Origin of the sequence: Lysinibacillus sp. NPDC056232 (assembly GCF_042267565.1) — a bacterium.
GTDB lineage: Bacteria > Bacillota > Bacilli > Bacillales_A > Planococcaceae > Lysinibacillus.
This window is the reverse complement of the sequence record NZ_JBHJTF010000005.1, coordinates 85,585-109,045: the sequence shown is the minus strand read 5'-3', so window position 1 is coordinate 109,045 and position 23,461 is coordinate 85,585. Positions and strand designations below refer to the sequence as shown.

26 protein-coding genes are annotated in these 23,461 nt (G+C 35.6%); 6 read left to right on the top strand and 20 right to left on the bottom strand.

The features are described from left to right. Positions 1-33 precede the first annotated feature (33 nt). The 4 genes from ACFCYJ_RS05950 to ACFCYJ_RS05935 form a co-directional block, all read right to left on the bottom strand. Entirely contained in the window at positions 34-183 is a 150-nt protein-coding gene (locus ACFCYJ_RS05950; protein WP_376071988.1) for a hypothetical protein, read from the bottom strand. A gap of 213 nt (positions 184-396) precedes the next feature. Further along, the gene (locus tag ACFCYJ_RS05945; RefSeq protein ID WP_376071985.1) at positions 397-894 is read right to left on the bottom strand and encodes a CcdC family protein; all 498 of its coding nucleotides are present in this window, start codon (positions 892-894) and stop codon (positions 397-399) included. Positions 895-925: 31 nt separating this feature from the next. Further along, positions 926-1,303, bottom strand: coding sequence for a response regulator (locus ACFCYJ_RS05940; RefSeq protein WP_376071982.1), 378 nt, complete (start codon positions 1,301-1,303; stop codon positions 926-928). 33 nt (positions 1,304-1,336) lie between these two features. Beyond that, on the bottom strand, positions 1,337-2,047 hold the full coding sequence (locus tag ACFCYJ_RS05935) for a cytochrome c biogenesis CcdA family protein (protein WP_376071979.1): 711 nt from the start codon (positions 2,045-2,047) through the stop codon (positions 1,337-1,339). A 415-nt stretch (positions 2,048-2,462) separates the two neighbouring features. Here ACFCYJ_RS05935 and ACFCYJ_RS05930 point away from each other — a divergent pair, with 415 nt between their 5' ends. The 4 genes from ACFCYJ_RS05930 to ACFCYJ_RS05915 all read left to right on the top strand — a co-directional run bounded on the left by ACFCYJ_RS05930 (position 2,463) and on the right by ACFCYJ_RS05915 (position 6,246). Further along, complete coding sequence (locus tag ACFCYJ_RS05930; protein ID WP_376071976.1) at positions 2,463-3,191, top strand: FadR/GntR family transcriptional regulator; 729 nt, start codon at positions 2,463-2,465, stop codon at positions 3,189-3,191. A 178-nt stretch (positions 3,192-3,369) separates the two neighbouring features. Then, positions 3,370-4,086 (top strand): (Fe-S)-binding protein, encoded by a 717-nt coding sequence (locus ACFCYJ_RS05925; protein ID WP_376071973.1) that lies wholly within the window; start codon positions 3,370-3,372, stop codon positions 4,084-4,086. Positions 4,087-4,102: 16 nt separating this feature from the next. Next, entirely contained in the window at positions 4,103-5,530 is a 1,428-nt protein-coding gene (locus ACFCYJ_RS05920; RefSeq protein WP_376071970.1) for a LutB/LldF family L-lactate oxidation iron-sulfur protein, read from the top strand. After that, entirely contained in the window at positions 5,530-6,246 is a 717-nt protein-coding gene (locus tag ACFCYJ_RS05915; RefSeq protein ID WP_376071967.1) for a LutC/YkgG family protein, read from the top strand. The genes ACFCYJ_RS05920 and ACFCYJ_RS05915 overlap by 1 nt, the downstream gene beginning before the upstream one ends. A 345-nt stretch (positions 6,247-6,591) precedes the next feature. Here ACFCYJ_RS05915 and ACFCYJ_RS05910 read toward each other — a convergent pair whose 3' ends face one another. The 5 genes from ACFCYJ_RS05910 to ACFCYJ_RS05890 form a co-directional block, all read right to left on the bottom strand. After that, on the bottom strand, positions 6,592-6,885 hold the full coding sequence (locus tag ACFCYJ_RS05910; RefSeq protein WP_376071964.1) for a hypothetical protein: 294 nt from the start codon (positions 6,883-6,885) through the stop codon (positions 6,592-6,594). 192 nt (positions 6,886-7,077) lie between these two features. Further along, a complete protein-coding gene (locus tag ACFCYJ_RS05905; protein WP_376071961.1) occupies positions 7,078-7,551 on the bottom strand; it encodes an 8-oxo-dGTP diphosphatase in 474 nt (157 codons plus the stop codon). A 151-nt stretch (positions 7,552-7,702) separates the two neighbouring features. Then, complete coding sequence (locus ACFCYJ_RS05900) at positions 7,703-8,539, bottom strand: aminoglycoside 6-adenylyltransferase (protein ID WP_376071958.1); 837 nt, start codon at positions 8,537-8,539, stop codon at positions 7,703-7,705. Between the two features lie 412 nt (positions 8,540-8,951). Further along, entirely contained in the window at positions 8,952-9,095 is a 144-nt protein-coding gene (locus ACFCYJ_RS05895) for a GNAT family N-acetyltransferase (RefSeq protein WP_376071956.1), read from the bottom strand. Positions 9,096-9,116: 21 nt separating this feature from the next. Then, complete coding sequence (locus ACFCYJ_RS05890; RefSeq protein WP_376071953.1) at positions 9,117-10,403, bottom strand: MFS transporter; 1,287 nt, start codon at positions 10,401-10,403, stop codon at positions 9,117-9,119. Positions 10,404-10,541: 138 nt separating this feature from the next. On the opposite strand from ACFCYJ_RS05890, the gene ACFCYJ_RS05885 reads away from it, so the two are divergent. Continuing rightward, complete coding sequence (locus ACFCYJ_RS05885; protein WP_376071950.1) at positions 10,542-11,792, top strand: helix-turn-helix domain-containing protein; 1,251 nt, start codon at positions 10,542-10,544, stop codon at positions 11,790-11,792. Between the two features lie 49 nt (positions 11,793-11,841). Here ACFCYJ_RS05885 and ACFCYJ_RS05880 read toward each other — a convergent pair whose 3' ends face one another. The 9 genes from ACFCYJ_RS05880 to ACFCYJ_RS05840 form a co-directional block, all read right to left on the bottom strand. Continuing rightward, positions 11,842-13,746, bottom strand: a complete 1,905-nt coding sequence (locus ACFCYJ_RS05880) for an endonuclease MutS2 (RefSeq protein WP_376071947.1) — start codon at positions 13,744-13,746, stop codon at positions 11,842-11,844. Positions 13,747-14,523: 777 nt separating this feature from the next. Then, a complete protein-coding gene (gene rarD / locus ACFCYJ_RS05875) occupies positions 14,524-15,429 on the bottom strand; it encodes an EamA family transporter RarD (protein ID WP_376071944.1) in 906 nt (301 codons plus the stop codon). A gap of 111 nt (positions 15,430-15,540) precedes the next feature. Then, entirely contained in the window at positions 15,541-16,077 is a 537-nt protein-coding gene (locus ACFCYJ_RS05870) for a hypothetical protein (protein ID WP_376071941.1), read from the bottom strand. A gap of 168 nt (positions 16,078-16,245) precedes the next feature. Continuing rightward, positions 16,246-17,415, bottom strand: coding sequence for a toxic anion resistance protein (locus ACFCYJ_RS05865; RefSeq protein ID WP_376071938.1), 1,170 nt, complete (start codon positions 17,413-17,415; stop codon positions 16,246-16,248). Between the two features lie 337 nt (positions 17,416-17,752). Next, a complete protein-coding gene (locus ACFCYJ_RS05860) occupies positions 17,753-19,003 on the bottom strand; it encodes an ABC transporter permease (RefSeq protein ID WP_376071935.1) in 1,251 nt (416 codons plus the stop codon). Then, entirely contained in the window at positions 18,981-19,886 is a 906-nt protein-coding gene (locus tag ACFCYJ_RS05855; RefSeq protein WP_376071932.1) for an ABC transporter ATP-binding protein, read from the bottom strand. Before ACFCYJ_RS05855 ends, ACFCYJ_RS05860 begins: the two co-directional genes overlap by 23 nt. A 12-nt stretch (positions 19,887-19,898) precedes the next feature. Then, positions 19,899-20,429: a DUF2812 domain-containing protein gene (locus ACFCYJ_RS05850; protein ID WP_376071929.1), complete on the bottom strand. Its 531-nt coding sequence runs from the start codon at positions 20,427-20,429 to the stop codon at positions 19,899-19,901. Between the two features lie 470 nt (positions 20,430-20,899). Next, on the bottom strand, positions 20,900-21,106 hold the full coding sequence (locus ACFCYJ_RS05845; protein WP_376071926.1) for a DUF2812 domain-containing protein: 207 nt from the start codon (positions 21,104-21,106) through the stop codon (positions 20,900-20,902). A 49-nt stretch (positions 21,107-21,155) separates the two neighbouring features. Continuing rightward, positions 21,156-21,479 (bottom strand): PadR family transcriptional regulator, encoded by a 324-nt coding sequence (locus ACFCYJ_RS05840; RefSeq protein ID WP_376071923.1) that lies wholly within the window; start codon positions 21,477-21,479, stop codon positions 21,156-21,158. Between the two features lie 444 nt (positions 21,480-21,923). On the opposite strand from ACFCYJ_RS05840, the gene ACFCYJ_RS05835 reads away from it, so the two are divergent. Beyond that, positions 21,924-22,214 carry a hypothetical protein gene (locus ACFCYJ_RS05835; protein WP_376071920.1) on the top strand — a complete coding sequence of 97 codons (291 nt, stop codon included), beginning with the start codon at positions 21,924-21,926 and terminating at the stop codon, positions 22,212-22,214. A gap of 221 nt (positions 22,215-22,435) precedes the next feature. On the opposite strand, the gene ACFCYJ_RS05830 is transcribed toward ACFCYJ_RS05835, so the two are convergent. Together ACFCYJ_RS05830 and ACFCYJ_RS05825 are read right to left on the bottom strand one after the other, a co-directional pair. Then, complete coding sequence (locus ACFCYJ_RS05830; RefSeq protein WP_376071918.1) at positions 22,436-22,633, bottom strand: hypothetical protein; 198 nt, start codon at positions 22,631-22,633, stop codon at positions 22,436-22,438. A 161-nt stretch (positions 22,634-22,794) separates the two neighbouring features. Then, positions 22,795-23,364 (bottom strand): TetR/AcrR family transcriptional regulator, encoded by a 570-nt coding sequence (locus tag ACFCYJ_RS05825; RefSeq protein WP_376071915.1) that lies wholly within the window; start codon positions 23,362-23,364, stop codon positions 22,795-22,797. Positions 23,365-23,461: the final 97 nt, after the last annotated feature.

Sequence of the window (23,461 nt, the reverse complement as noted above, 5' to 3'; positions counted from 1 at the left end):
CTTTCCGTCGCTCCGGCAACTCCATCCGTCGCTCTAATTTCTATCCGTCACTTTGACTCTTCTTTCCTTCGTTTCTGTCTTTCTTTCCGTCGTTCCGGCAACTCCATCCGTCGCTCTGATTTCTATCCGCCACTTTGGCTCTTCTTTCCGTCGCTCGATCGATACTTTCCGTCGCTCCGGCAACTCCATCCGTCGCTCTAATTTCTATCCGTCACTTTGACTCTTCTTTCCTTCGTTTCTGTCTTTCTTTCCGTCGTTCTGGCAATTCTATCCGTCGCTCTGATTTCTATCCTTCACTTTGCCAAACCTCTCTATCGCTCGAACCGCTCTATCCATCAGCCAAACTGCGTTCAATAAAAAAACTACACTAGATAAAATCTCTAGTGTAGTTTTCCATTAAATATTCTTCAGCGGAATTGTTTTTTTGATTTTTATAAATTGAATAAGCATTGCGATTCGCCAAGGGAGTAACATAGCGAATGCTAAAATCCAAAACATTCCTGCTAATTCACCAACGTCAATGGAGCTACTTAATATCATTTTTGCAATTACACGGAACACTAACAGTCCGATTAGTATAAAAACGAATGCTTTTGAACGTTTTAAATAAATATCTTGACCTTTTACTTCAAATTTAGAAGTGGCAATTAAGATTGTTGAGAACACCACGCCGACTGCTACCGCTTCAAGAATTTGCATGGGTGGCACTCGAAACTGTTCAAATAAAAACATTAACGCACCTGAAGACATCGCAATAGGTGGAATGATAATTTTCTTCTCATTTGTCGGTTTCTTAGATGCACGCATACGAATAACCATGACAAAGGTACCCATAAAAATGGCCATTATGGTTGAACCTATTACATAATATTGAGAAGGGATATTGTCAAACATAAAATTTCCTCCTCTAATGTCGTTAACAATTTTATCCAAGTAATTGATCAACTACAGCTTTTAATCTTTCTGGCTCGAAAGGTTTTGTCATAAAATCCTTTGCACCACTTTCAATTGCTTCTACGATTAACTTCTGTTGTCCTAAAGCTGTAATCATAATTATTTTTGCATCTGGAAATTCTGGGATGATTTCTTTTACTGCTGCTATACCTGTCATAACGGGCATTGTTACATCCATCGTTACAAGATCTGGTTGTAACTCACGATACATCGCCACAGCTTCTTTACCATTTGCTGCCTTGCCGACTACCTCATAACCCCATTCAGTAAACATGTTACTTATTGCAACACGCATAAAGAGCGTATCATCCACTACTAAAACTGTAGGCACATGATCATCTCCTTCCACGTTAAAAGTCGGTTGCCTCTTTAGTTTAGCAGATTAGAAGCCCTTAAATCCACCAAAAATAGGCTCTAAAAATCGTGTAATATACGTCAATCCATCAAAGAATAGTAAAATACCCACGGCAATCATAATATAGCCACCGATTTTCACAATTTTTTGGCTGTGTGTACGAATCCATGACATACGCGCTATAAAGAAAGATAACACGAAAAACGGAATCGCAAATCCTAAATAATAAGCTAACATATAGCTAAATCCTGCACTTGGATTTGTTCCAGCCAACATGATAATTGACATTAAGATCGGGCCTGTACACGGCGTCCATCCTGCCGCAAAAGCGATTCCGATTAATAATGATCCCAAATAACCAGATGGTCGGTTTTTAAATTGGAATTTTCGATCCTTCATTAAAAAGTCAATTTGTAGTAATCCCACAATCATTAATCCAAATACAACGATTAAGATGGCACCAATCTGACGTAATAATGTTTGATAATTAAGGAAAAACTCTTTTGCAAAAGATGCGCCTAGTCCAATCATAATAAAAATAATTGAAAATCCTAGTAAAAAGAAGAGGGTGTGCATAATAGCACGCTTTTGCATCATACCTCGTTCCGTTTTTAGCTCATCTAATGTCATACCTGTTATGTATGATAAAAATGCTGGATACAGCGGTAGAGTACATGGTGAAATAAAGCTTAAAAACCCTGCACCTAAAGCTAAAAATACGTTAATATCAGTTTCCATATTTTCTCACTCGCTCCTTACAGTTACTGCCTCCATCGTACCAAAAATCGCTGTAAATTGCGCCCTTCCTGTTTGTGAACGTTTCATGGCAAAAAGGTGTTGAAAAAGTGAAGTTCCATCATATTTTCATACAAATTTAATGTTCAAACTTTTTTACATCAACGAGTAGTTGTTCATATACTTTTGCATTATGCGCCCCCCTTATATTATCTGTCAACAAAATTCATCATTATTCTGCATTGCGCAGAGCTATGATGCAGGTGCACAGCTTTTTTTGTAGAGTATTAATTCCGACATGAAGAACCTATTTTTATTTACAAAAAGTATTTACGGTTAAATAGTGAGAAAATTTCTTTTCTTCATGTATAATAAAAAAACAATAGAGCCATTGATAGAGATAAATGAGGTGTAGTCCTTGGAATTAAGAAAAATTAAACCGAAAAAAATATATGAGGAAGTGTCCGAAATCCTCTATGAAAAAATTAGAGCTGGCGAACTAAAGCCTGGTGACCGACTCGATTCAGTTGAACAACTTTCCGAACAATTACAAGTAAGTAGATCAGCCATCCGAGAAGCTCTTTCCGCTTTAAAAGCAATGGGGCTAATTGAAATTAAACAGGGCTCAGGTACATTTGTTAAAAGTAATCAATTCAATCAGCTCGATTTTCCATTATCAACTGCCATTTTAACAAATAAGCAGGATATCTCACATTTGTTAGAAGTACGCAAAATTATTGAAGTAGGCACAGCGGCTAGCGCAGCCATTCATCGAACAGATGAGGACCTACAGTCAATGATGCAAATTTTAGATGAGATGAAACATGTACAAGGTGATGGAGAGCTAGGTGAAAAAGCGGATTTTCAATTTCACTCGGCCATTTCTGCAGCATCTCAAAATCCCTTACTTGCAACTATATTAGACCAGGTTTCAGCTTTAATGATCGAAACGATGAAAGAGACACGTAGAATTTGGTTGTACTCAAAAAAAATAACAAGTGAAATGCTATATGACGAACATATGCAAATTTTCCTCGCAATAAAACAGCAAAATGAAGAACTTGCAAAACATGCTATGGCATCGCATTTAAATAATGTGGAAAAGGTCTTATTGCAATATTTCGAAACAACTGAATCCATAAAATAACAATGGCTGCCTAGTTTTTATAATAGGCAGCTATTTATTTTTTGAAAATTTCAACAAACACCTTTCATTCGTCTGAAAAGTTGTAGTATTATAAAAATAATATATTTATCACCAAGTCATCAGATGACCTGTTGATTAGTTATTTGAGGAGTAATAGAGACAAAAAGGAGCGATACTCATGAAAGTAACACTTTTTGCGACTTGTTTAGTTGATATGTTTCAAGGTGATGTAGGCAAAGCTGTTGTTGAAGTTCTTGAAAGGCTTGGCTGTGACCTAGACTTTCCTGAAAATCAAATTTGCTGTGGGCAGCCTGCCTACAATAGTGGCTATGTAAAAGAATCTAAAAATGCTATAAAAAAAATGATCACAGCATTTGAACATGCCGAATACGTCGTCTCCCCTTCTGGTTCTTGTGCTTATATGTTTAAGGAATATCCAGAAGTATTTAAGGGCGATCCTGTTTGGGAGCCAAAAGCGCAAGCATTGGCAGATAAAACATATGAATTTACAGAGTTTATTGTACATGTATTAAAGGTCGAGGATGTAGGTGCACATTTAGAGGGCAAGGCTACTTATCATACCTCCTGTCATATGACACGTCTACTCGGTGTTACAGAAGCACCGTTAAAATTATTAAATCAAGTGAAAGGCTTACAGTATGTAGAACTTCCAGGAAAAGATCGATGCTGTGGATTTGGCGGAACGTTTTCAGTAAAAATGGGCAATATTTCAGGAGCAATGGTCAATGAGAAAGTACAGAATGTTGAAGAAACAGGGGCAGACATTCTAATCGGTGCCGATGCGGGTTGCTTAATCAATATCGGTGGCCGAATTAATCGGCAAGGTAAGCCTATTAAAGTCATGCATATTGCGGAAGTATTAAATTGCCGCTAAGAGGGAGGTAAAAGAAATGGCCATGAAAACAAGTGATGAACGATTTAATGATCGAGTATCGAAAGAATTAGATAATACGTTTATGCGCGGGGCTGTGTCAAGCGCACAGGAACGCTTTCAAACACGTCGGCTAAAACAGGCTGATGAGCTCGGACATTGGGAGGAATGGCGCTCTCATGGAGAAGAAATTCGAAAGCATGTGCTTGCGAACTTAGATTATTACTTATATCAGCTGAGTGAAAATGTCGCTAACAGAGGTGGACATGTTTACTTTGCGCAAACCGCGAAAGAAGCGACAGACTATATTCAAGGTGTAGCTAAAAAGAAAAATGCCGCTAAAATAGTGAAATCAAAATCTATGGTGACGGAGGAAATTGATTTAAACGCAGCTTTAGAAGAAATCGGGTGCGAAGTCATTGAAACAGATTTAGGAGAATACATTTTGCAAGTAGATGATCACGAGCCACCCTCTCATATCGTTGCCCCAGCTTTGCATAAAAATAAAGAACAGATTCGTGATATTTTCAAAGAAAAACAAGGCTATGAGAAAAGTGAAAAGCCTGAGGATTTAGCCTTATATGTACGTGAAAAATTAAGGCATGAATATTTAACAGCAGACATAGGCATTACAGGCTGTAACTTTGCTATTGCAGAGAGCGGCTCGATAACACTCGTGACGAATGAAGGGAACGCAGATTTAGTAACAGCCTTGCCGAAAACGCAAATTACGGTAATGGGGATGGAAAGAATTGTTCCTACATTTGAAGAAATGGAAGTGCTAGTCAGCTTATTAACTAGAAGCGCAGTTGGACAAAAATTAACAAGCTATATTACAACATTAACGGGGATTAAAGATGATGGTGACACAGATGGACCAGAGGAATTTCATTTAGTCATCGTCGATAATGGACGTTCTGATATTTTAGGGAGTGAGTTCCAGCCTATTTTACAATGTATTCGCTGTGCAGCATGTGTTAATGCTTGTCCTGTTTATCGTCATGTTGGTGGGCATGCTTATGGTTCTATCTATTCTGGGCCAGTAGGTGTCGTTCTTTCACCATTATTAGGCGGCTATGAGGATTTTAAAGAGTTACCATATGCCTCCACATTATGCGGCGCCTGCACTGATGCTTGTCCTGTCAAAATACCGTTACATCAGCTTATTCATAGACATCGCCAAGTAATTGTTGAAAACGAAGGGAAAGCTCCTGTATCAGAAAAGCTATTAATGAAGGCCTTTGGTTTAGGAGCTTCCTCCCCTACCTTATATAAAATGGCGACAAAAATGGCTTCACCAGCAATGGCGCCATTTACAAAAGATCAGAAAATCTCAAATGGCCCAGGCCCACTAAAAGCATGGACAGAAGCAAGGGATTTTCCAGCACCAAATAAAGATAATTTCCGTAACTGGTTTAAACACCGCCAAAGAGGAGGCGATGAATAATGGCAGGTACTATTGAAAATAGAGATGTATTTTTAGCAAACATTGCGAAACAGCTTGGACGTGCGCCAAAAACAGAAATTGCGCGTCCTACATGGCAATATCACCCACAAGATCGCGTCCTAAAAGATAAAACAAAAGATGAGTTAGTAGAGGTTTTAGCTGAACAATGCAAAAATATTCATACGGATATTGTCATTTCAAATACAGCAAATCTTCCAACAGACTTACAAAAAGTAGTTGATAATTATGGAAGTCAATCTGTTATAACATGGAAAGACGAGCGGTTTAAGAACTTTGGTCTATCATCACTAATGACCGAGCAATGGCCTCAAGTAAATATTCAGCTGTACGAATGGAATTCCGAGCAGCCAGCGGAAAATATTCGACAGGCTGAAAAAGCTAACATCGGCATTACGATTAGTGAAATAACATTAGCAGAATCAGGAACTGCTGTACTTTTTAGTAGTAAGGATAAAGGTAGATCCGTCAGTTTTTTACCCGAGAACTCTATTATTTTAATCCCTAAAAGTACGATCGTTCCACGAATGACTCAAGCAGCCCGCTTAATTAGCGAAAAAGTCCGAAATGGCGAGCAAATTGCCTCCTGTATCAACTTTATTACAGGGCCAAGTAATTCAGCAGATATCGAAATGATTCTTATTGTTGGTGTACATGGGCCAATGAAAGCCACTTATATAGTAATTGAGGATCAGTAAATCAATTTCGCCTTGGTGTAATTGCTGCTGTCGCTTCGCTTTCGCGCAGAAATCATTTGTAGCTGTCGCATAAAGTTATTTAATTTTCTTATAAAAATATAAGAGCCTTGCTACATGCTAAATTGTAGTAAGGCTCTTTAAAGTTGTTTAATTCTTATCCATTTAAATATGTTTGCACTCAAAATTTAATAATAAAATTGTTTAATTCTATTCAACTAACCTGCTCCGTTAATTCAATAAAGAAAAAAGAGCTGCCAATGCAACTCAATGATCTTTAATTAACGCACCCCGTTTGTTTAAGTACAATTTTTCACAAAATTTGTTGATTATCTACTATTTTATTTACTATATTTCCCTTCGTTTTCTTGAAACAAAAATCATATTCACCATACTTAGTAATAGAACAACTAAAAACATATATAAGGTGATTGGGTCTCCACCCGATGGAACTTCATCAGCTATGTATCCCACAATAATCATAAGTACCCCTGATACGATACAAGAAACAAAGGCCAACATAATGACCGAATATCCATTTACAACAGAATTTTTTAATAATATTAAAATTAATGTAACTAACAAACTAAAAATAAAAACACCCATTGAAAATTTTAAATAATTAAAAGCATCTACTAACATTAAATCAGCCCCTTTTTAGATTTAACGTTTACATATATTACGAAGTTTCCTAAAAATAACCTTACCCATTATTTTCATAATCTCTCAAGTAGTTATTGAACTATTCTGTTCCGTTAGTTCAATAAGAAAAAAGAACTGTCTAAGCGGATCAATGGTCTTCAAGTAACGCCCCCTTTAGTTTAATAAGAAGTTTTATGTGTTACGTATAGTAACTTTCTCTTCTTTATTTTCTTCGTGGTTCCATTCAACTTGAATCTCAAATGTTCCATCTTTAAAAAATAAAGGAAATCTTCTCCGTATCGATGTCTGCATAGGAAGTTTATATGCGCTCTCTATATCTACCCAAACCGCTTTCCCCTCTGGAGCATCTTCCAAGAGTTCACCCTCGAAATCCTTTGTTATGTAATTAAATATCATATATCTATCTTTAGCGACTGGATTAACATATTCATAAAGCCCTTTATAAATAAGGTTTCTAACTTCTAACCCAGTTTCTTCTTTTACTTCTCTGATAGCACTCTCTACAATGCTTTCAGGAAACTCAACTTTACCACCCGGTGGAATAAACCCTTTGAAATTGTCGTGCTGTCTATCCAGAAGTAAAACCTTCTCTTCACTTTGAATCATACAAACAGTCCATATTTTATAATTAATAGAATTACTCATAATTCCCTCCATATTTTTCAAATAAATATTCCCATATATATGTCCTTCTTATTCAACTAAATTGCGTCTTTAGTTTAAGTAGAAAAAGGCTCTACCTCTTATTGAAGTAAAGCCGCATTAGTTTAAGTGTATACCTTCACAAATATTGGGTTTAATTTTTGGTAAGGTATTGTTTTACCTTATTCGCATCTTCAAAAGGGTATTGATATTCGAGAATACTTGCTACTTCAATAGCTACTTGCTCAAACAAGTCAATTGTTTCAAACAACGAATTCCAAACTTGTTCGTAATCTCCATTTGGATATGTTTTCATCAATCTTTCCCAAATTTCGTTATCAAGGTAGGACTTTAAGTACTTACTGTTTTTTCCTACACTCAAAGAAAAATTGGTTTCTATACCAACTTTCCAATCAAGCATTATTAGTAACATTTCTCTTACACTATTTAAGTGATCATAGGCGTAAAGTATTTCTTGTCTCCATAATCCTTTTGCGACATACGTTGAAACCCACCAAAATTCATTACAACAATCAGCAAAAAATTCAGCAGAAGGCTTTTTTACCCAGTAATCTTTATCTGTTGGTTCAGAAAGCTTAGGCATATTGCCATCTTTATCTAATAAAATAACTGTTAATCTATCTTCAGAACAATAAATATCTTTTTCCTCACTCGGAATCAGCATTAAATCAATTCTATTACCATCCTCAAATAGCATTAGATAGGTGAATCTTCCACCCAATTCAGGTGGAAACATTGCCATATCCTCTGGTGTTTGCATTATTATTCTTTTCCCGAAAACATTAACCCAATTAGGATTGATTAGAAACGATTGTAAGTCAGATACAAGATAAACAATATCATAATCTCTGAAAGTATCTTTAGGCACATTAGAATTTGTTCGAGAACCATTCATTGCGACAGCTCGTACTCTTTCATCTTTCTCGGCAACTCGTAATATTAATTCCATCATTTCTTTTTCTGAACGCATTTTTTCTCCTCCTAAATAATTAATTTCGTATTACCCATTTTTATTAGGAGGTGTCCTCTAATTAATAATAAGCGACGTTATATAAAATGTTCTCTTATGGACATCCTAACTTCTCCAATTATTTTAAGATTAAAATTTAATAATGTATAAAAGTTGATTTTAATTATATCACTAGCCTGCTCCGATAGCAGCACAAGAAAAAGCCCCTCATAAATGAAGAATCGCATCCGTTTCTTGAAGAGGAAGTATTATAATTTAAGTAATAAAACCTTTTTCTCATAGTTGTCTAAGCACCATTGATACTTCTTTAATATATGATTGTTAATTTGTTTTCCCTCATAGTCAAATTCTTCAAAACCAAGTTTCCCATAAAAACACTTTAACTCTTCAAATGGTAGACAGTAGATTTCTTTTAAATTACTTTTTTAGCTTCTTTTACTAAGTAATCTACTAACTCATTTGCAAGCGATAGTCCTCTGAACTCATCCATTATACATATACCACCAATTTCAGCTTCTTCTTCAGCTGATAAATGGTTATGAATCGCTGTTACCACCCTTACCTTCAAAGCGAGACATTAATTCGCTACACTCTCAGTCACTACCTTTTGTTCATAAAACTCTGGATGTGCTTCTTTTAAGACAGATGTTCGTAGCATAACTAGTGATATCGTCACGATAATCACACTTGTGACAAGTAAAATAATCGTGGCTGGGAATGAATCGTACAAAATGCCGTAAACAACCATTCCAATCGGCATCATTGACATTGCCATTGTTTCCATTAATCCCAACACACGTCCACGGTATTCTTCTGAAATTAACTTTTGCATATAAACCATAATTGGCATGTTAATCCCCATCTCAAAAATAGCGAAAATAAAATAGATGACAAGATAAAAGATCACAATGGTTAAATAGGAGAAATTCGTTACTAATGGGACAACCGCAAACCCTAAACTGCTAGCCAACAATAATAGGCTAAATTTAGAAAAACGTAGTGGGGCCTTGACCTCTGCCCGTGTTGCGAAATAGACGGAAGCAACAAGCATACCAACTGCACCTGAAGCTTCTATAAAACCAAAATGAGTTGATTTAACTTTTAATAATTCAATAATAATATAAGTCCCCCCCACCACGATGGCAGAGAAAAACAAATTAATCCATAATGAAATCCACATTATTGTTTTAACAACTTTTTGTTGCTTAATATAATGAAAGCCACTAACTAGCCCAGCCCACATTTTTTCCTTCTCTGTACTCTGATTTCTTGTACTATAGAGAGTAAAATTCATTGTGGCTTCTAAACAGAATGCAATCACATAGGCCACCATGTGTAGAAGTAAAAATGCTTCCATGGAGAAAAATCCATACATCATTCCCCCGATTACTGGTCCTCCAATTGCTGCAATCGACACTGACATTTGATTAAATGACATTGCTTTTTGTAGGCGTTCTGGATTTACTAGTGTAGCGATTGACGAAGAAAACGTTACACTTGAAAAGGCTGAGCATATTGTATTAAAAACTGTTGCAATATAAATAGCATAAACCGACAAACCGACCATTTCTGTATAGAGTAGTAACCCAACAACGGTCAATATTGTACCTGCTTGTGCTAATAAAATTGTGCGTTTTTTTGAATAATTATCAGCTACATAACCCGCCAGAGGTGCGACTAATGCACGAGGCAAAATGGAACAAATCATCGTTGTCGCAAAACTCATCGCTGACCCTGTCAGTGCTAAAATATATAAACCAATTCCAAATGATAATACATGAGACCCTAACAACGAAATCATTTTACTAGCTGTAAATGTCCATAAATGATACGTCGCCCTTTTATATTTTTCCGCTTCATTCATCTAAAATCCCTCCATATTTTTAATTAGGTTAAAAAGTTTAATTTAATTAAACAAAATATAACACACCTTCCTCTTTTCACGCAACAAAAAGTTTAATATAATTAAACAAAGGACATGTTTTAAAAAGGAGGCAAGGCAGTGGACTCTTTAGGCACACGAATTCGCAAATTAAGGAAGGAACGAAAATTAACATTAGAGGCACTTGCTGGTGATCGTCTAACAAAAGGTATGTTAAGCCAAATTGAAAATGATAAGGCCAAGCCTTCGATGGAAAGTCTTGATTATATAGCGGAACGTTTAGGCGTAAAAGCTAGTGAATTGCTTGAACATGTAACCCCCTCTTCCATACGTCATCTTTTAGAGCAGGTAGAAATTTTATTTGCTGAATTAAAACTTGGTAATACAGATAATGTACAGCAAATTGTAGAGATGATTAAGCCTTATGTAGAAGAGCTTTCGCTTAGTTATGAGGCAGGGCGTTTACTGTATATATATGCAGCAGCACAACATCATGCGAGATTAACTACCTGGGAATCACCGCTTCAACAGGCACGCATTATGTTTAAAGAAATTAATTTACTAAGTCATTGGTTTGAAACCTATATATTACAGTTGGGCATATTATCGGAAGAACGAAAGTACAAAATGGCTTATTCTTGTATTTTGCAGGCGAAAGAAGAAGTTGAGCAGGAAAATTACCAATTAGATTCGAGAGATACTGTGAAAATGGCTTATTATATTAGCGTTTTTCAGTTAGCAATTGGCGAATATGAAGAAGGTAAACAGCTTATTTATGAGACCATTACCAATGCACATAAAAATCAATTTTACTCTTATATAGATGATATGTATCGTATTGGGGCGTTTTGTGCCATGATTGACCATGATTTCGAGCAAGTAGAGCATATGCTGAAGAAGCTTGAGCAGTATCGGATTTTTGCCGAACAAATGAGTGTGGATGCTTTGATTTTCGTATTAAGAGCGCATTATTATAACAATTATACGCACGATTATCAGCAGGCACTAGAAGAAATAGAGCGTTTTGGTACACTTATGCATGATAGCTCGGTTATTTTCGAAAAAAACTTTTACTATTCAGAAAAAGGAAAATCCTTATATTTACTAGGTCAATATGAAGAAGCTAAGGAAGCATTTGAACAGTTTACAAATAATCCTCCATTCATCTTACATCCCTTTGACATATTAAGTTTAAATGAGTGCTTTTCCTATAAAGCACTTTGCTATGCACATTTCGGTGAGTTAACAACTGCCTACGAAATCGCCAAAAGGGCCTATAAGGATTCTCAGGATTTAATCGATCTACCTTATAAACAAAAAATTGAAGAAACTTATTATTCGATTAAAGCACAAATAAATTCGGTTCAATAAATAAAAAGGATTGCACATTAACATACATTTATGTGCAATCCCTTTTTTATTAGCTCAATTTATCTTTTCTAATTTCCTTCTGAATCTTGCGAAGGGCTTTTTTCGATCCGCGCTCTATATCATGCTGAAGTTTTCGATCTTTATAATCCACAAATAAACTCTCTAAATCATATCCTTCTGGGTATAATTCTGTTGCTGGTAGGTCTAATGCCAAGCGCTTAACATTTACCTTTATGAATTCTCTCTCATAGAACACGACAACATTATAGAAATTATCCATTTCTTGATAAACGACTCCAACGTCATCATGATCTAACAACTTCACACGATCTCCCTTTTTAAATTCACACTTTACTGCAGTTTTCTCATTCTCAATCTTGGCCTTCCTGATTTTTCTGTCATTTACTCGTTCTAAATGATAATCCTTATTGTCAATATAGCCTTTCGCTCTTTGTAATACCGTTTCACGTATATTCATTTTCTTAGAAATCCATAGAGCATTACTTTCTCCAGATGTTCCGATCACTAATTTGTATAATGGTTCTAATGTTTCACTATTAAAACGCATCGCCGCATTCATAAAATCACTATGCATTTCTGAAAAACGCTTAATTTCTCCATAATGAGTTGTTGCTACTGTTATACAGCCCATGTGATAGAACTCCTCTAAAATGGAAATCGCCAACGCTGCTCCTTCATTTGGTTCCGTACCGCTACCTATTTCATCAAACAGCAAAAGAGTATTATTATTGGATGCCCTCATAATATCCGAAAGGTTTTTCATATGGGATGAAAACGTACTAAGTGCATTTTCAATACTTTGATTATCACCAATGTCTACAAAAATATGATCGTATATAGCTATTTCAGTACCTTTATCCGCAACAATATGGAAGCCTGACATTGTAGCCAATGTTAACAAGCCAATAGTTTTTAGGACAACTGTTTTTCCGCCAGCATTCGGTCCTGTAATGATTAAGCTGCGATAGTCTTTACCAATTTCAAAATGAAGTGGCACCGCCTCACCTGTTAACAGTGGATGCTTGCAATTGACGAGCTTCACATAGCCAACATCATTTAAACTCGGTTCTACGCCTCCAATATGCTTGCTAAACTTGGCTTTAGCAAACACCATATCATATTGGCTAATTAACTCCATGTTGATGTTGATTTCACGAATATTTTCCATCAGTAATCCTGATAACGTCGCTAAAATCTGATATTCCTCCACCGCTTCCTCTGCCTTCAAAGTGGCCAATTCCACATTTAATTTAGCGACAGCACTTGGCTCCATAAAGACCGTAGCACCTTTTGATGAAATTTCTACTACCGTCCCTTGCACATGATTCTTATAGGAAGCCTTAATAGGAATCGTGTATCGATCATCCTTTTTACTTATAAAAAATTCCTGGATATATGTTTTATTTGCACTATTATTTAAAAATTTTGCTAAGCGGTCTTTAATTTTTTCCTCTGTTGTTTCGATATGATTTCGGATACGCTTTAATTCTCTACTAGCAGCTGAATCAACACGATTAGCTTTAATCGCAAAGTTAATTTCTTCTTCCACACTTTTAAATTCAGACATCGAAATAGCATAGGATGCAAGTACTGGTGCAAAAAATTCTTTTTCCAGCATAAATTTTTTAATTTTTCTACAGCCTCTTAAAAAGTCTGAGATGCTTACTAACTCACTAGGGTCTAAAATAATGCCCTTTTCAAGTTTTTTAATCGTATTGTCAATATTAGATACCCCTAAAAACGGGACATGACCTTCCGCAACTAAAATTGCTCGTGCCTCAGTCGTTTCATTCAAACGATTTTTAACAACTGTCAAATTTGAGCTCGGCGTTAATTTATCTAATAACTGTTTCCCTAACCCACTGACACAGTATGATTTAACGATATCCTTCAATTCATTGTATTGTAACTTCTCAAAAGTAGTATGATTCATTCTAAATTCTCCTCACGTTGATTTTCCATAATCGTTCATGAAGATACCTACTCATTTAGATATCAATGATTTTTTATTCAATTAAAAAAGACAAAAAAGCTGTGGGGATCCCACAGCTTTTTACATTACAAGGCATGTGTAAGAAGCATCGTGAAAAAACTTCAACAAAATGAAGTACATTCAGAGCATTCCACGCTTTATAAAGTATTGTAGGTATCTTCATAGGTATCGAAATAAATCCACGACTAAACAAGGGGTCACTTTATGACGTAAATCCCCCGTCGTCATTAAATTTATTTCATTTAGTTGTTCCTATTTAGAACCTACCGCACTCATCAAAAGCACCTCTCATTAATTTAAAATATTCATCATTGTTATCTAATTGATTGACATAATATTACTATATGCTGCCAAAAAAGTAAAGTTGCTTATTTTTGTCTTACAATAAAAGAAATCTCAACCGTACCGTGCTCAATCTCCTTCCATATGACTAAGTTTTGCACAAAGATAACCAACTATATATTCTCTTCTTGTCATTTTGATTAGCAACTAGTCTTCTATAGCTTCCTAAATAACGTGCCATAATTCTGTAGTTGCATACTTTTTATACGGGTGATTCATTTTAATTCCTACTTTTTATTCCTTCTAGTTTAAATACCCAAAATATATTACCATACAAATATTTCATAGTTATACAGTAACGATGGTCCCGTCCCCTTATATAATTCCTTTCAGCTATGCAAAAAAGACCTGTAGAAAATGTCTACAAGTCCTTTTTTAGGCTGATTTATGATGTGCACTTCTCACTTCAATGATTTTCGAGCCTGAAAACAGTAGTAAGGCTGCCCAAATAATGCTAAATGCTAATAGCTCTATTTGACTAAACGGTTCTTTATAAAGCACGATCCCTAAAACTAACACAATCGTTGGTGATACGTATTGAATAAAGCCTAATAAATAAAGCGGAATATTTTGTGCACCTTTTGCAAATAAAATTAATGGCACGGCTGTCACTATACCACTCACAATCATGAGGATGTCTGTTTGCACATCAACATGTAAAAATGATGCTTGATTCGTTGTAAAGAGGTAAACATAATAGCCTAATGCAAACGGTAGAATAAATAACGTTTCAATGGCTAGACCTCTTGTCGCATCAAGCTTAATTTTCTTTTTCAGAACACCGTAAATGGCGAAGGATAAAGCAATAAGAAGTGCTACCCATGGAATTGATCCATAATTAATCGTTAAAATAATGACAGCAATAAAGGCAATTCCGGTAGCCGCCCATTGCGCACGACTAAGTGTTTCTTTAAAGAAAACAACCCCAAATATCACTGACAGTAAAGGATTAATATAATAGCCTAAGCTCGTTTCTATTAAGTGGTTATGAGTAACTGCCCAAATATATAAAAACCAGTTCATTGAAATAACAAATGAAGCCCCAACAAGTTGCCAAAAATGCTTTTGGTGTGACCACAAATATTTTAAGTCTGCGAGAAGTTCCTTACGCATTCCAAATACTATTACTGCTAGTACTGTAAAGACAAAGGACCAAATGACGCGTGACAGTAAAATTTCCAAACTCGGCACATGCTCAAGTAATTTCCAATAAAGCGGAAATGCACCCCACAAAGCATAGGCAAAAAATGCCGCCAAAACCCCTTTTTTCTCATTTGACATTGCCTCTAACTCTCCTACTCTTGTTGAAATCGATAAAATTTACTTAATTAAAGAATAGACTAATTATAGGGCTTTGATTGTTAACTGTAAATGACGAATTTGATTTGGGTGTTATGCTTTATTCTTGGATTCAAGCTCTGAGATATATTTACGTACCATACTATAGCTGATATCTGGATTGATTTGTCGTTTTATACGAATATGGATTTCCTTAATCCCTACTCCCTGCTCTCGCATATCACGAATCATAGATTTTAATGGGCTTGAAAGTGTTTCCCTCGACAAGGTAGTGTATTTACTCAGCTCAATTAGTAGCTCTGTATTTTGTCGACGAAGCTCCTTTAGCTCATTTACGACACAATTATATTCAGTCAACTTTTTTTGTAAGACGGCGTTTTGCTGCTTTATTTTTTGTATGTCTTCCACAAGCTCTAAATTTTGTTTCTTTAAAATTTTTCTCTCTTGCTCTAAAATAGTGTGCTTTTCATCTAAATCTATATGCATGGCATTGTACAGCTCTTCAATATGCGTTAATTCATGGTAGCGACTTTTTAACACGAGCATTAGGTTTTCTGTCGTATTAATCGCAAGTGTTCCATCCTTTAAAGGCTCACAGGATAATAAAGTTGGATTCATTTTGCTCATCATCTTTTATTTACTCCATGATTGATTATTTTATGTAATCGAATTGCATTGTTTAGCATTTTTTCGCTTCCTTCTCATTTGATAATCATTCTCATTTACCTTATCATAATGAAGAATTTCTGATTTGTCAAAAAAACTTCTTGCAAAGTAAGATTGCAAGAAGTTTCACGATTACATTTTTTTCAGTTTTTCGTATTCTAGCTGCAGACGTTCAATACGTTTACGGCCATCCTCACGATTTTTAGCTGTTTCTGCTTGAATTTGCTTCGTTTCTTGAATACCAGACATAATTGTTTGCCATGTCGTTTCAATTGTTTCGATTTTAATGCTTGGGCTACCAGCCGCACGCGCGATATTAACGCTATTTTTACTAATATTTTCTGCATTTTTGACAAGCATTTCATTTGTACGACGGTCTAATTCACTCATTGAATCAGAAATAAGCTTTTGGCGCTTTAACGTCACCGCATGAATAAGCCCTTGCTTGAATATAGGAATTGTTGTCACAAATGCAGAGTTAATTTTAGCAATTAAGTGGTTATTTCCTTGCTGCATTAATCGAATTTGTGGAGCAGATTGGAATGACACTTGTTGCGCCATTTCTAAATCATAACGACGTTGTTCTAGTAAATCAACGGCACGTACCATTGTTTCATATTCCATTGCTGCTAATTGATCGCCTGTTTGCGCTTTTTGTTCTAGTGCTGGTAATGATGAACGTACTTCATCTGTTTTTACTTCAATTGCTGCAATAAATTTACTTAACGTTTGGAAATAGTTTAAGTTTTGATCATATAAGTTTTCTAGATCAACTGTATTATGTTTCATTTCACCTTCGTATTTTTGAACCTCACGGAAAATGACATCAACTTCCTTGTTCATGCTGTCATATTTGGATAGAAACTTTTCTAATTGTTCCTTTCCTTTACTGAACAGCTTTGTAAGGAAGCCACCTTTTTTATCCTCCGCAAAATCTTGAGGATCAAATTTATCCATAATTCTATTTAAATTATTTAATAATACACTTGATTCCTCAAGCTTACTTGTTTTCATCGTTGCTAGCATTTTATCTGAAAAGGTAGAAATACCATTCGCTGTTTCTTTTCCAAGCTCTAGCATAGCAATTTGATCTTTCACATCAATTTTTTGTGCTAATGAATGAACCTCAGGATCTTGCTTTAATTTAAGTTGGTTCTGTGCAATTTGTGATAGCTCCTGTTCAGAAACAAGTACTGGTTTTTGCTCTTGCTCCACCTGTAATAATGGATTGGGTTGTAATAATGGATTTTCTGATGCGAATGGATCCTTTGATTTTAATAGGTCGTTGTCGAATTCAGACATAAAGTTTTACCCCCTGCGATTTATCTCTTTTACTTACATACGATTCCAAGCTGAAAAAGTTTCATTTTAGTCGGGCCTTGCAAAATAAGAGTTACTAAATATAGGGGAACCCCCGTGATGCTCTAGTTGATTCTCTTATGTTGCAAGACGTTATATAGATGATTTTGTTAATAAAGCTTCAATCCTTGTTTGAGATAACAAAACGTCACTCTCTACTATAAATTATAGCTTGTTTCATTAGGAAATTCGACTGTACACACGAAATACTTTACACCATTTTCTATTATTGGAATGTTAGAACTGAAAAAGCAGCTACTTCATGTAGCTGCTTTCATCATCATGTTGTCACTTTTAGTACTGTCTTAATTTTTTGGATAACGCCACCTGAACTATAAGTTAGCACGCTGCGTTTATAGAATGATATGCTGAATAAGTAAGTCACAATAATTGTTGCGATTAAAATACCTAACGATAAAAGTGGTACCGTTACACCTATATCAGTAGCCCCGATACGCATCGGCATGATCATTCCAGACGTAAATGGAATATAAGAGAATACCTTAATGATCATTGTATCTGGATTACCCATTCCCGTTATCATAACATAGAAACCAATGATAGTAATCATCATGGCTGGCATTAATACTTGACCTGATTCTTCAACTTTAGACACTAAAGAACCGAATAATGCTCCTACAATTAAGTAAAGAATAATTGTTAGTAGTAAGAATAAAATGGCGTATATCACATAACCTATCGATAATTCTTTAACAATGCTAGCTGCCATATCCCAAACAAAACCGTTCTTCGCAAATTTCGCATAGATTAGGAAGACAACTGTAATAATACCCATCTGTGTTAATGCGAGTAAAAGCACACCAGCAATTTTTGCTTTAAAATGGGTAGCTGGCTTTACACTAACTAGTAGCATTTCCATTGCACGTGAACCTTTTTCAGTAGCAATTTCCGTTGTAATCATAGATAGGAATGTAGAAATAAAGAAATAGATTAAAATACCAACTGCATAAGATACCACTAGTCCTGATTGTTTTTCTTCTTCGCTTTTACCACCATTAGACTCTTTATTTAAGTTTTTCTCACCGATAATCGTTTTTGCACTCATAATTTGAGCTGCTTGGTCGGGCGTTAATGATAACTGTTGTACAGCATAATTTTGGCCAGCAAGTTGCAGTATCGAATTTATCGCACCTTGATCATTTAATTTCAACGGAGTGAAAGTAGAAATTTCAGCATGTAGTTGTCCATCTTGATCTGTTATTTTAACAACGGCATCTAGCTTTTCATCTTTGACCTTTTTCTCTAGCTCCGATATATTCGATTCATTTTGTATAAATTCCATATCGCCATTAGATACAAAGAGACCGCTTAAATCAGCTTTTGTTTCGTTGACAATCGCAATTTGTTGCGCATGATCATCACCTGTAAAAAGCTCTTTAATATCCGACCAGAAAATTGCAACAGACATCCCTAGTATATAAATGACTGTCATTACAACAAAGGATTTTGATTTAATTTTTGATTTGTAAAGCTGTTTCATTAATAAATTAAACTTCGACAACGTTGCCACCTACCTTATCTTTAAAGATCTCATCTAACGATAAATAATCTAAGCTGAATTTTTCTATATATTTACCATTTGAAAGTTTCTCGAAAATGCTTTGTGCATAGCTCTCATCCTCCAGAGTGAGCACAGTTTGCTCTTTCTCCACTCTGACATCTTTGACTCCTTCAAGTGTCAACAATTGAGTTGTCGACCACTCTGTACGTACTGCCAATCTAGTTTTTCCGTATTGTTTCTTTAAATCTAGTAGACTACCTGAAAATAGAGAAACTCCACGTTTTAATAGACAAAGATGATCGCATAGCTCCTCTACATTATCCATCTGGTGACTGGAGAACAAAATCGTTGTGCCCTGTTCTTTTAAAAGCAATATAGCATCCCTCAGTAAATCTTTATTCACAGGATCAAGTCCACTGAATGGTTCGTCTAGTATTAAGAACTGCGGTTTATGAATAAAGCTAGCAATCAGTTGTACTTTTTGCTGATTCCCTTTTGATAAAGTTTCAGCCTTATCTTTCCTTCTATCTTCGAGCTCAAATCGGCTAATCCAATAGTCAATCGCCTTCTTTAACTCCGACTTCTTCATGCCACGTAGCTCGCCAAAAAAGTAAAGTTGATCCTCCACCTTCATCGTCGGAAAAATGCCTCGTTCCTCTGGTAAATAGCCGAGTACATCACGGTTGATAGCATTAACGGGTTTGCCATCCCATGTAATCGTTCCAGCCGTTGTCTCCTGTAAATCTAAAATCATTCGGAATGTCGTTGTTTTGCCGGCTCCATTTTGACCAATCAGCCCAAAAATCTCACCTTTTTTTATGGTAAAATTCAGATTATCGACCGCTGTGAAATCTTTGTATTTCTTTGTGACTTGTTCTAATTGTAATGTCATCTTTTTTCCCCCTTACGCTTCAAATATATGTAATTCTCGTTGCAGTCCTTTTTTACGCCTTTCATTTTTAATAATCTGTATACACATGATCATTACGACTACAAAATTTAAGAATGATACTCCCATGTTTAAGAATCTTTCTGTAGATTCACCAAGTCCAATATAAAGATTGATAAATCCAAAAAAAAGATTTAGCAATGTTGCTGCTATAAAAAGACGGCTTATTGATTTTAAATACTTTATTTTCGAAGAACTATCTGAAAATAATTCAAATGGCCCCTCTGATTTATTTTTTCGGTAATATGCCCAACATCCAAATTTTGAAACAAACTCAATATTCATCGTCTCTAAAAAATCATAGTAGTCCTGCTTTTTACCTTTAACTAGTTCATTGCGATAAATGTATTGACCAGGTTCCCCTTTTTCAAAAATAAAGTAACCCACCATTGTACGCTTTAGATGCCAACCTTGTTCCGCCATATCATTAACCCATGCTTCTTCTTTTTCATGATCGAAAAAAAAATGATACACTCTTTTTTTCATAAAGTTCCACCTCCCATCTAAATCTTATAAAATTGATGTGAACTCCTGGTAAAATATGCGCCTTAATAGTAGTCGTTTTAACGTTGCATTCTTTCGATTAATTGTTAGATTTTTCTGATTTCCCGGAAAATAATTCGAAGAAAAAGTAACTTTCTTATAAAATTAGCTCTATTGTAACTACCCTTCTCAGACATCTCCTAAACTAATCTGTGAACAAATCCAAATCCTTCTTCAATTTATTACGCACACGCACAAGTTTTAAGAATGGTATAAAATATAACACGACCAAAAGAATATTACTGATATTCTTTGATAATTTAATCCATTCTATTGCCTGTGTTAAAAAAATCCCACTCAGACCAATTAATCCCAAAACCAAATTAAGAAGGATAAGCGATAGTAGCACCGAATTTTTTTGAGAAAGCTTACTAATTTTATTTTTCTTATCAGAGTAAAGTTCAAAAGGTCCATCATCTGGCTTCCTGAAGAATACGATACAGCCAGAACGATCTACCTGTAATTCCCGAGGACTTTAGAAATTCTAAGTATTCATCTTCGTATGAGGCACCAAATCGCTCCAATTCATCATGCCGATAAATATAGCTACCTGGTTCCCCACTTTCAAACGTAAAACGTATCCAAGTGAACTTTTTTAAATGCCAACCTTGGCTTGCCATATCGTTAACTCATTTCTCAATATCATACGGGTTAAAGACTCATCGATATTTATCCATTTGTTCCATCATCCATTGTTATACGGATACCATTGTCAAAAAGTTCCCTTAATCTCAAAATTTCGTATTTAATAACTTTCTTTCCACTTTCTGTAATGATGTATTCTTTTTTTCGGCCGTCACCATCTAGCGCCTCAATCCACCCTCGTTCGAGCAATGTTTTGATTGCTCCATAAATCGTTCCCGCTCCAAGACGAACTCGACCATTACTCATTTCCTCTACCAGTTGCATGATGCCGTAACCATGCCTAGCATCAAATAACGCTAATAAAATATAATAAACGCCTTCTGTTAATGGCGGATGCTCTTGTGTCATACGAATCCCCCTTTTATATCGTCTAACAATATATCGTCAGCTGATACATTTAAAATATATCAGCTGACGATATAGTTGTCAACGCTATTTTTTCCATAAAAAGTTATTATATTCTTAGTGTAGCACTATGAGGTTGTTTTGATTCACTACGAGTGATTTTCCTGGATAACTGAACATCTAAGCAGTTCTTGGCATTAACAAAAGCAATCTTTGGTCATCCAAACGTTTATTGATTTCCACTGTCCTTCAGTATTTATATTGCATATGAAATGACTCTATGCTAGTGTCGCCTTTGCCCTTCCGCTATTAACGATTGGCTTAATGCATCTATTTAATATTTCAAGTCAAGTAAATTTTTTAACAGTATATCTTTTTCAAGCATTAATGTTCTGGGCTTTCCTCTGCCTAGCACAAGCCTTTATCATCATTTTTGGTAACTTGGGTATGATTTTTAATATTTGCGCTCTTTCTATGCAGCTTGTTACTTCAGGTGTTCTTGTTCCACAAGCGATGCTATCTGATTTTTACTACAAACTAGCGTCGCTTCTTCCAGCTAGTTACGGAGCAGATGGCTATTACACAATTATTTTTGGTGGAAGCACTGATAATTTAATGAGTAATTGTAGCTCGTTAGGAATGATCATTGCAGTAACATTGGCCATTTCCGCTATCGTCGTTGCTTTTAAAAAATCAAAAGTAAAAAGCGAGCACATAGTCCCTGCTACTGTTCAATAATATTGTCAAAAAAGCGATATACTAATGATGAGTTAGTACATCGCTGATAGAGTTAAAAAACAAAATGATAAAGGATATCTTTGTGTATATTATGGAGCTTTAAATGAAGATGATTTCCGTTCCAGGCTAGCCCATCAACAATAACGAATAACTTTTATAAATTTTATGTGTGTGTCAAAAGTGAACGCTATTAAAACTCAGCATAATCAATCAGAATAGACTTATAACAGTGACATAATACATGCTAGAAGACACATACTTTGCGAAGTGGTTGATTGGAGTGGAGACTGAGCGACTCCTTGGGGATCAGCGTCACAGATGAGACCCTGGAGCGAGCAAATAGAGGAACGAAGGCTAAGAGCATCACATCCTGTGATAACGCCTTCGTGACCAACATCCTGTTGGCCCAAGCGGCTCATCGGACGCCCCCAGGAAAGCGCTCAGTCGGAACGGAAATCAACCTCTCATTTTGCCGAGAGCTATACATTATTTACTATGATACCTAAATTTTATTGACATTTAGTTAGTATATCGCTCATTAACTCGCCTATTTTGTTCCACTCTTCTATGCCATCATTCATTACTTTTCACCAATTCGCAAAATAGCAGCAAGTTGTTTATTTAAGGTACTTACGCTGGCCACAAAATCTTGACGATACCATTGAATGATTAGGCCGATGATTGCATTTGCTTGATATGCACTGTAATATTCAATGGATATCTCATCATGTATTTCATTATGGATGGTGATATCCCTTTTTAGCAGAGAGAAAATTCCATCAAATAACATGTAATAGTAGGTCAACGGCACATTTTTAGAAAAAACAATGCGATAGAACAATTTAAAGCGCTCTATATGATGGAAAATACGAATAGTATTTGGATCTATTTGGTTTTTATCTAACGTTGTTACTGCACGGTACGGTTCCTCATAGGAATTATTCAAATCCTCCATAATTTCCTGAAAGTATTCCTCAAATAGCCCTTCCTTTTGCTCATAGTGCAAGTAGAAGGTACCTCTATTCACCTTTGCCACCCGACAAATTTCTGCGATTGTAATGTTTTCTAAAGGCTTCTCACTTAATAAAGTTAGTAAAGCATTATGTAATGCTTGCTTCGTTTTGACAACTCTTAAATCGTTAGCGCTCAAATTTCTTCCCCCTTACTAAACAGATTTTTCTATATGTGTTGATTACTGAACAGTTCTTAGTATTTTGCGTATTGAAATCGCTTACAAAATTATTATA

Bases quoted from the DNA above. Each gene is read 5' to 3' on its own strand.
- ACFCYJ_RS05945 (WP_376071985.1), bottom strand. From the start codon at position 894: ATGTTTGACAATATCCCTTCTCAATATTATGTAATAGGTTCAACCATA.
- ACFCYJ_RS05935 (WP_376071979.1), bottom strand. From the start codon at position 2,047: ATGGAAACTGATATTAACGTATTTTTAGCTTTAGGTGCAGGGTTTTTA.
- ACFCYJ_RS05925 (WP_376071973.1), top strand. From the start codon at position 3,370: ATGAAAGTAACACTTTTTGCGACTTGTTTAGTTGATATGTTTCAAGGT.
- ACFCYJ_RS05920 (WP_376071970.1), top strand. From the start codon at position 4,103: ATGGCCATGAAAACAAGTGATGAACGATTTAATGATCGAGTATCGAAA.
- ACFCYJ_RS05915 (WP_376071967.1), top strand. From the start codon at position 5,530: ATGGCAGGTACTATTGAAAATAGAGATGTATTTTTAGCAAACATTGCG.
- ACFCYJ_RS05910 (WP_376071964.1), bottom strand. From the start codon at position 6,885: ATGTTAGTAGATGCTTTTAATTATTTAAAATTTTCAATGGGTGTTTTT.
- ACFCYJ_RS05905 (WP_376071961.1), bottom strand. From the start codon at position 7,551: ATGAGTAATTCTATTAATTATAAAATATGGACTGTTTGTATGATTCAA.
- ACFCYJ_RS05900 (WP_376071958.1), bottom strand. From the start codon at position 8,539: ATGCGTTCAGAAAAAGAAATGATGGAATTAATATTACGAGTTGCCGAG.
- ACFCYJ_RS05890 (WP_376071953.1), bottom strand. From the start codon at position 10,403: ATGAATGAAGCGGAAAAATATAAAAGGGCGACGTATCATTTATGGACA.
- ACFCYJ_RS05880 (WP_376071947.1), bottom strand. From the start codon at position 13,746: ATGAATCATACTACTTTTGAGAAGTTACAATACAATGAATTGAAGGAT.
- rarD (WP_376071944.1), bottom strand. From the start codon at position 15,429: ATGTCAAATGAGAAAAAAGGGGTTTTGGCGGCATTTTTTGCCTATGCT.
- ACFCYJ_RS05870 (WP_376071941.1), bottom strand. From the start codon at position 16,077: ATGATGAGCAAAATGAATCCAACTTTATTATCCTGTGAGCCTTTAAAG.
- ACFCYJ_RS05865 (WP_376071938.1), bottom strand. From the start codon at position 17,415: ATGTCTGAATTCGACAACGACCTATTAAAATCAAAGGATCCATTCGCA.
- ACFCYJ_RS05855 (WP_376071932.1), bottom strand. From the start codon at position 19,886: ATGACATTACAATTAGAACAAGTCACAAAGAAATACAAAGATTTCACA.
- ACFCYJ_RS05850 (WP_376071929.1), bottom strand. From the start codon at position 20,429: ATGAAAAAAAGAGTGTATCATTTTTTTTTCGATCATGAAAAAGAAGAA.
- ACFCYJ_RS05845 (WP_376071926.1), bottom strand. From the start codon at position 21,106: ATGGCAAGCCAAGGTTGGCATTTAAAAAAGTTCACTTGGATACGTTTT.
- ACFCYJ_RS05840 (WP_376071923.1), bottom strand. From the start codon at position 21,479: ATGACACAAGAGCATCCGCCATTAACAGAAGGCGTTTATTATATTTTA.
- ACFCYJ_RS05835 (WP_376071920.1), top strand. From the start codon at position 21,924: ATGATTTTTAATATTTGCGCTCTTTCTATGCAGCTTGTTACTTCAGGT.
- ACFCYJ_RS05830 (WP_376071918.1), bottom strand. From the start codon at position 22,633: ATGAGCCGCTTGGGCCAACAGGATGTTGGTCACGAAGGCGTTATCACA.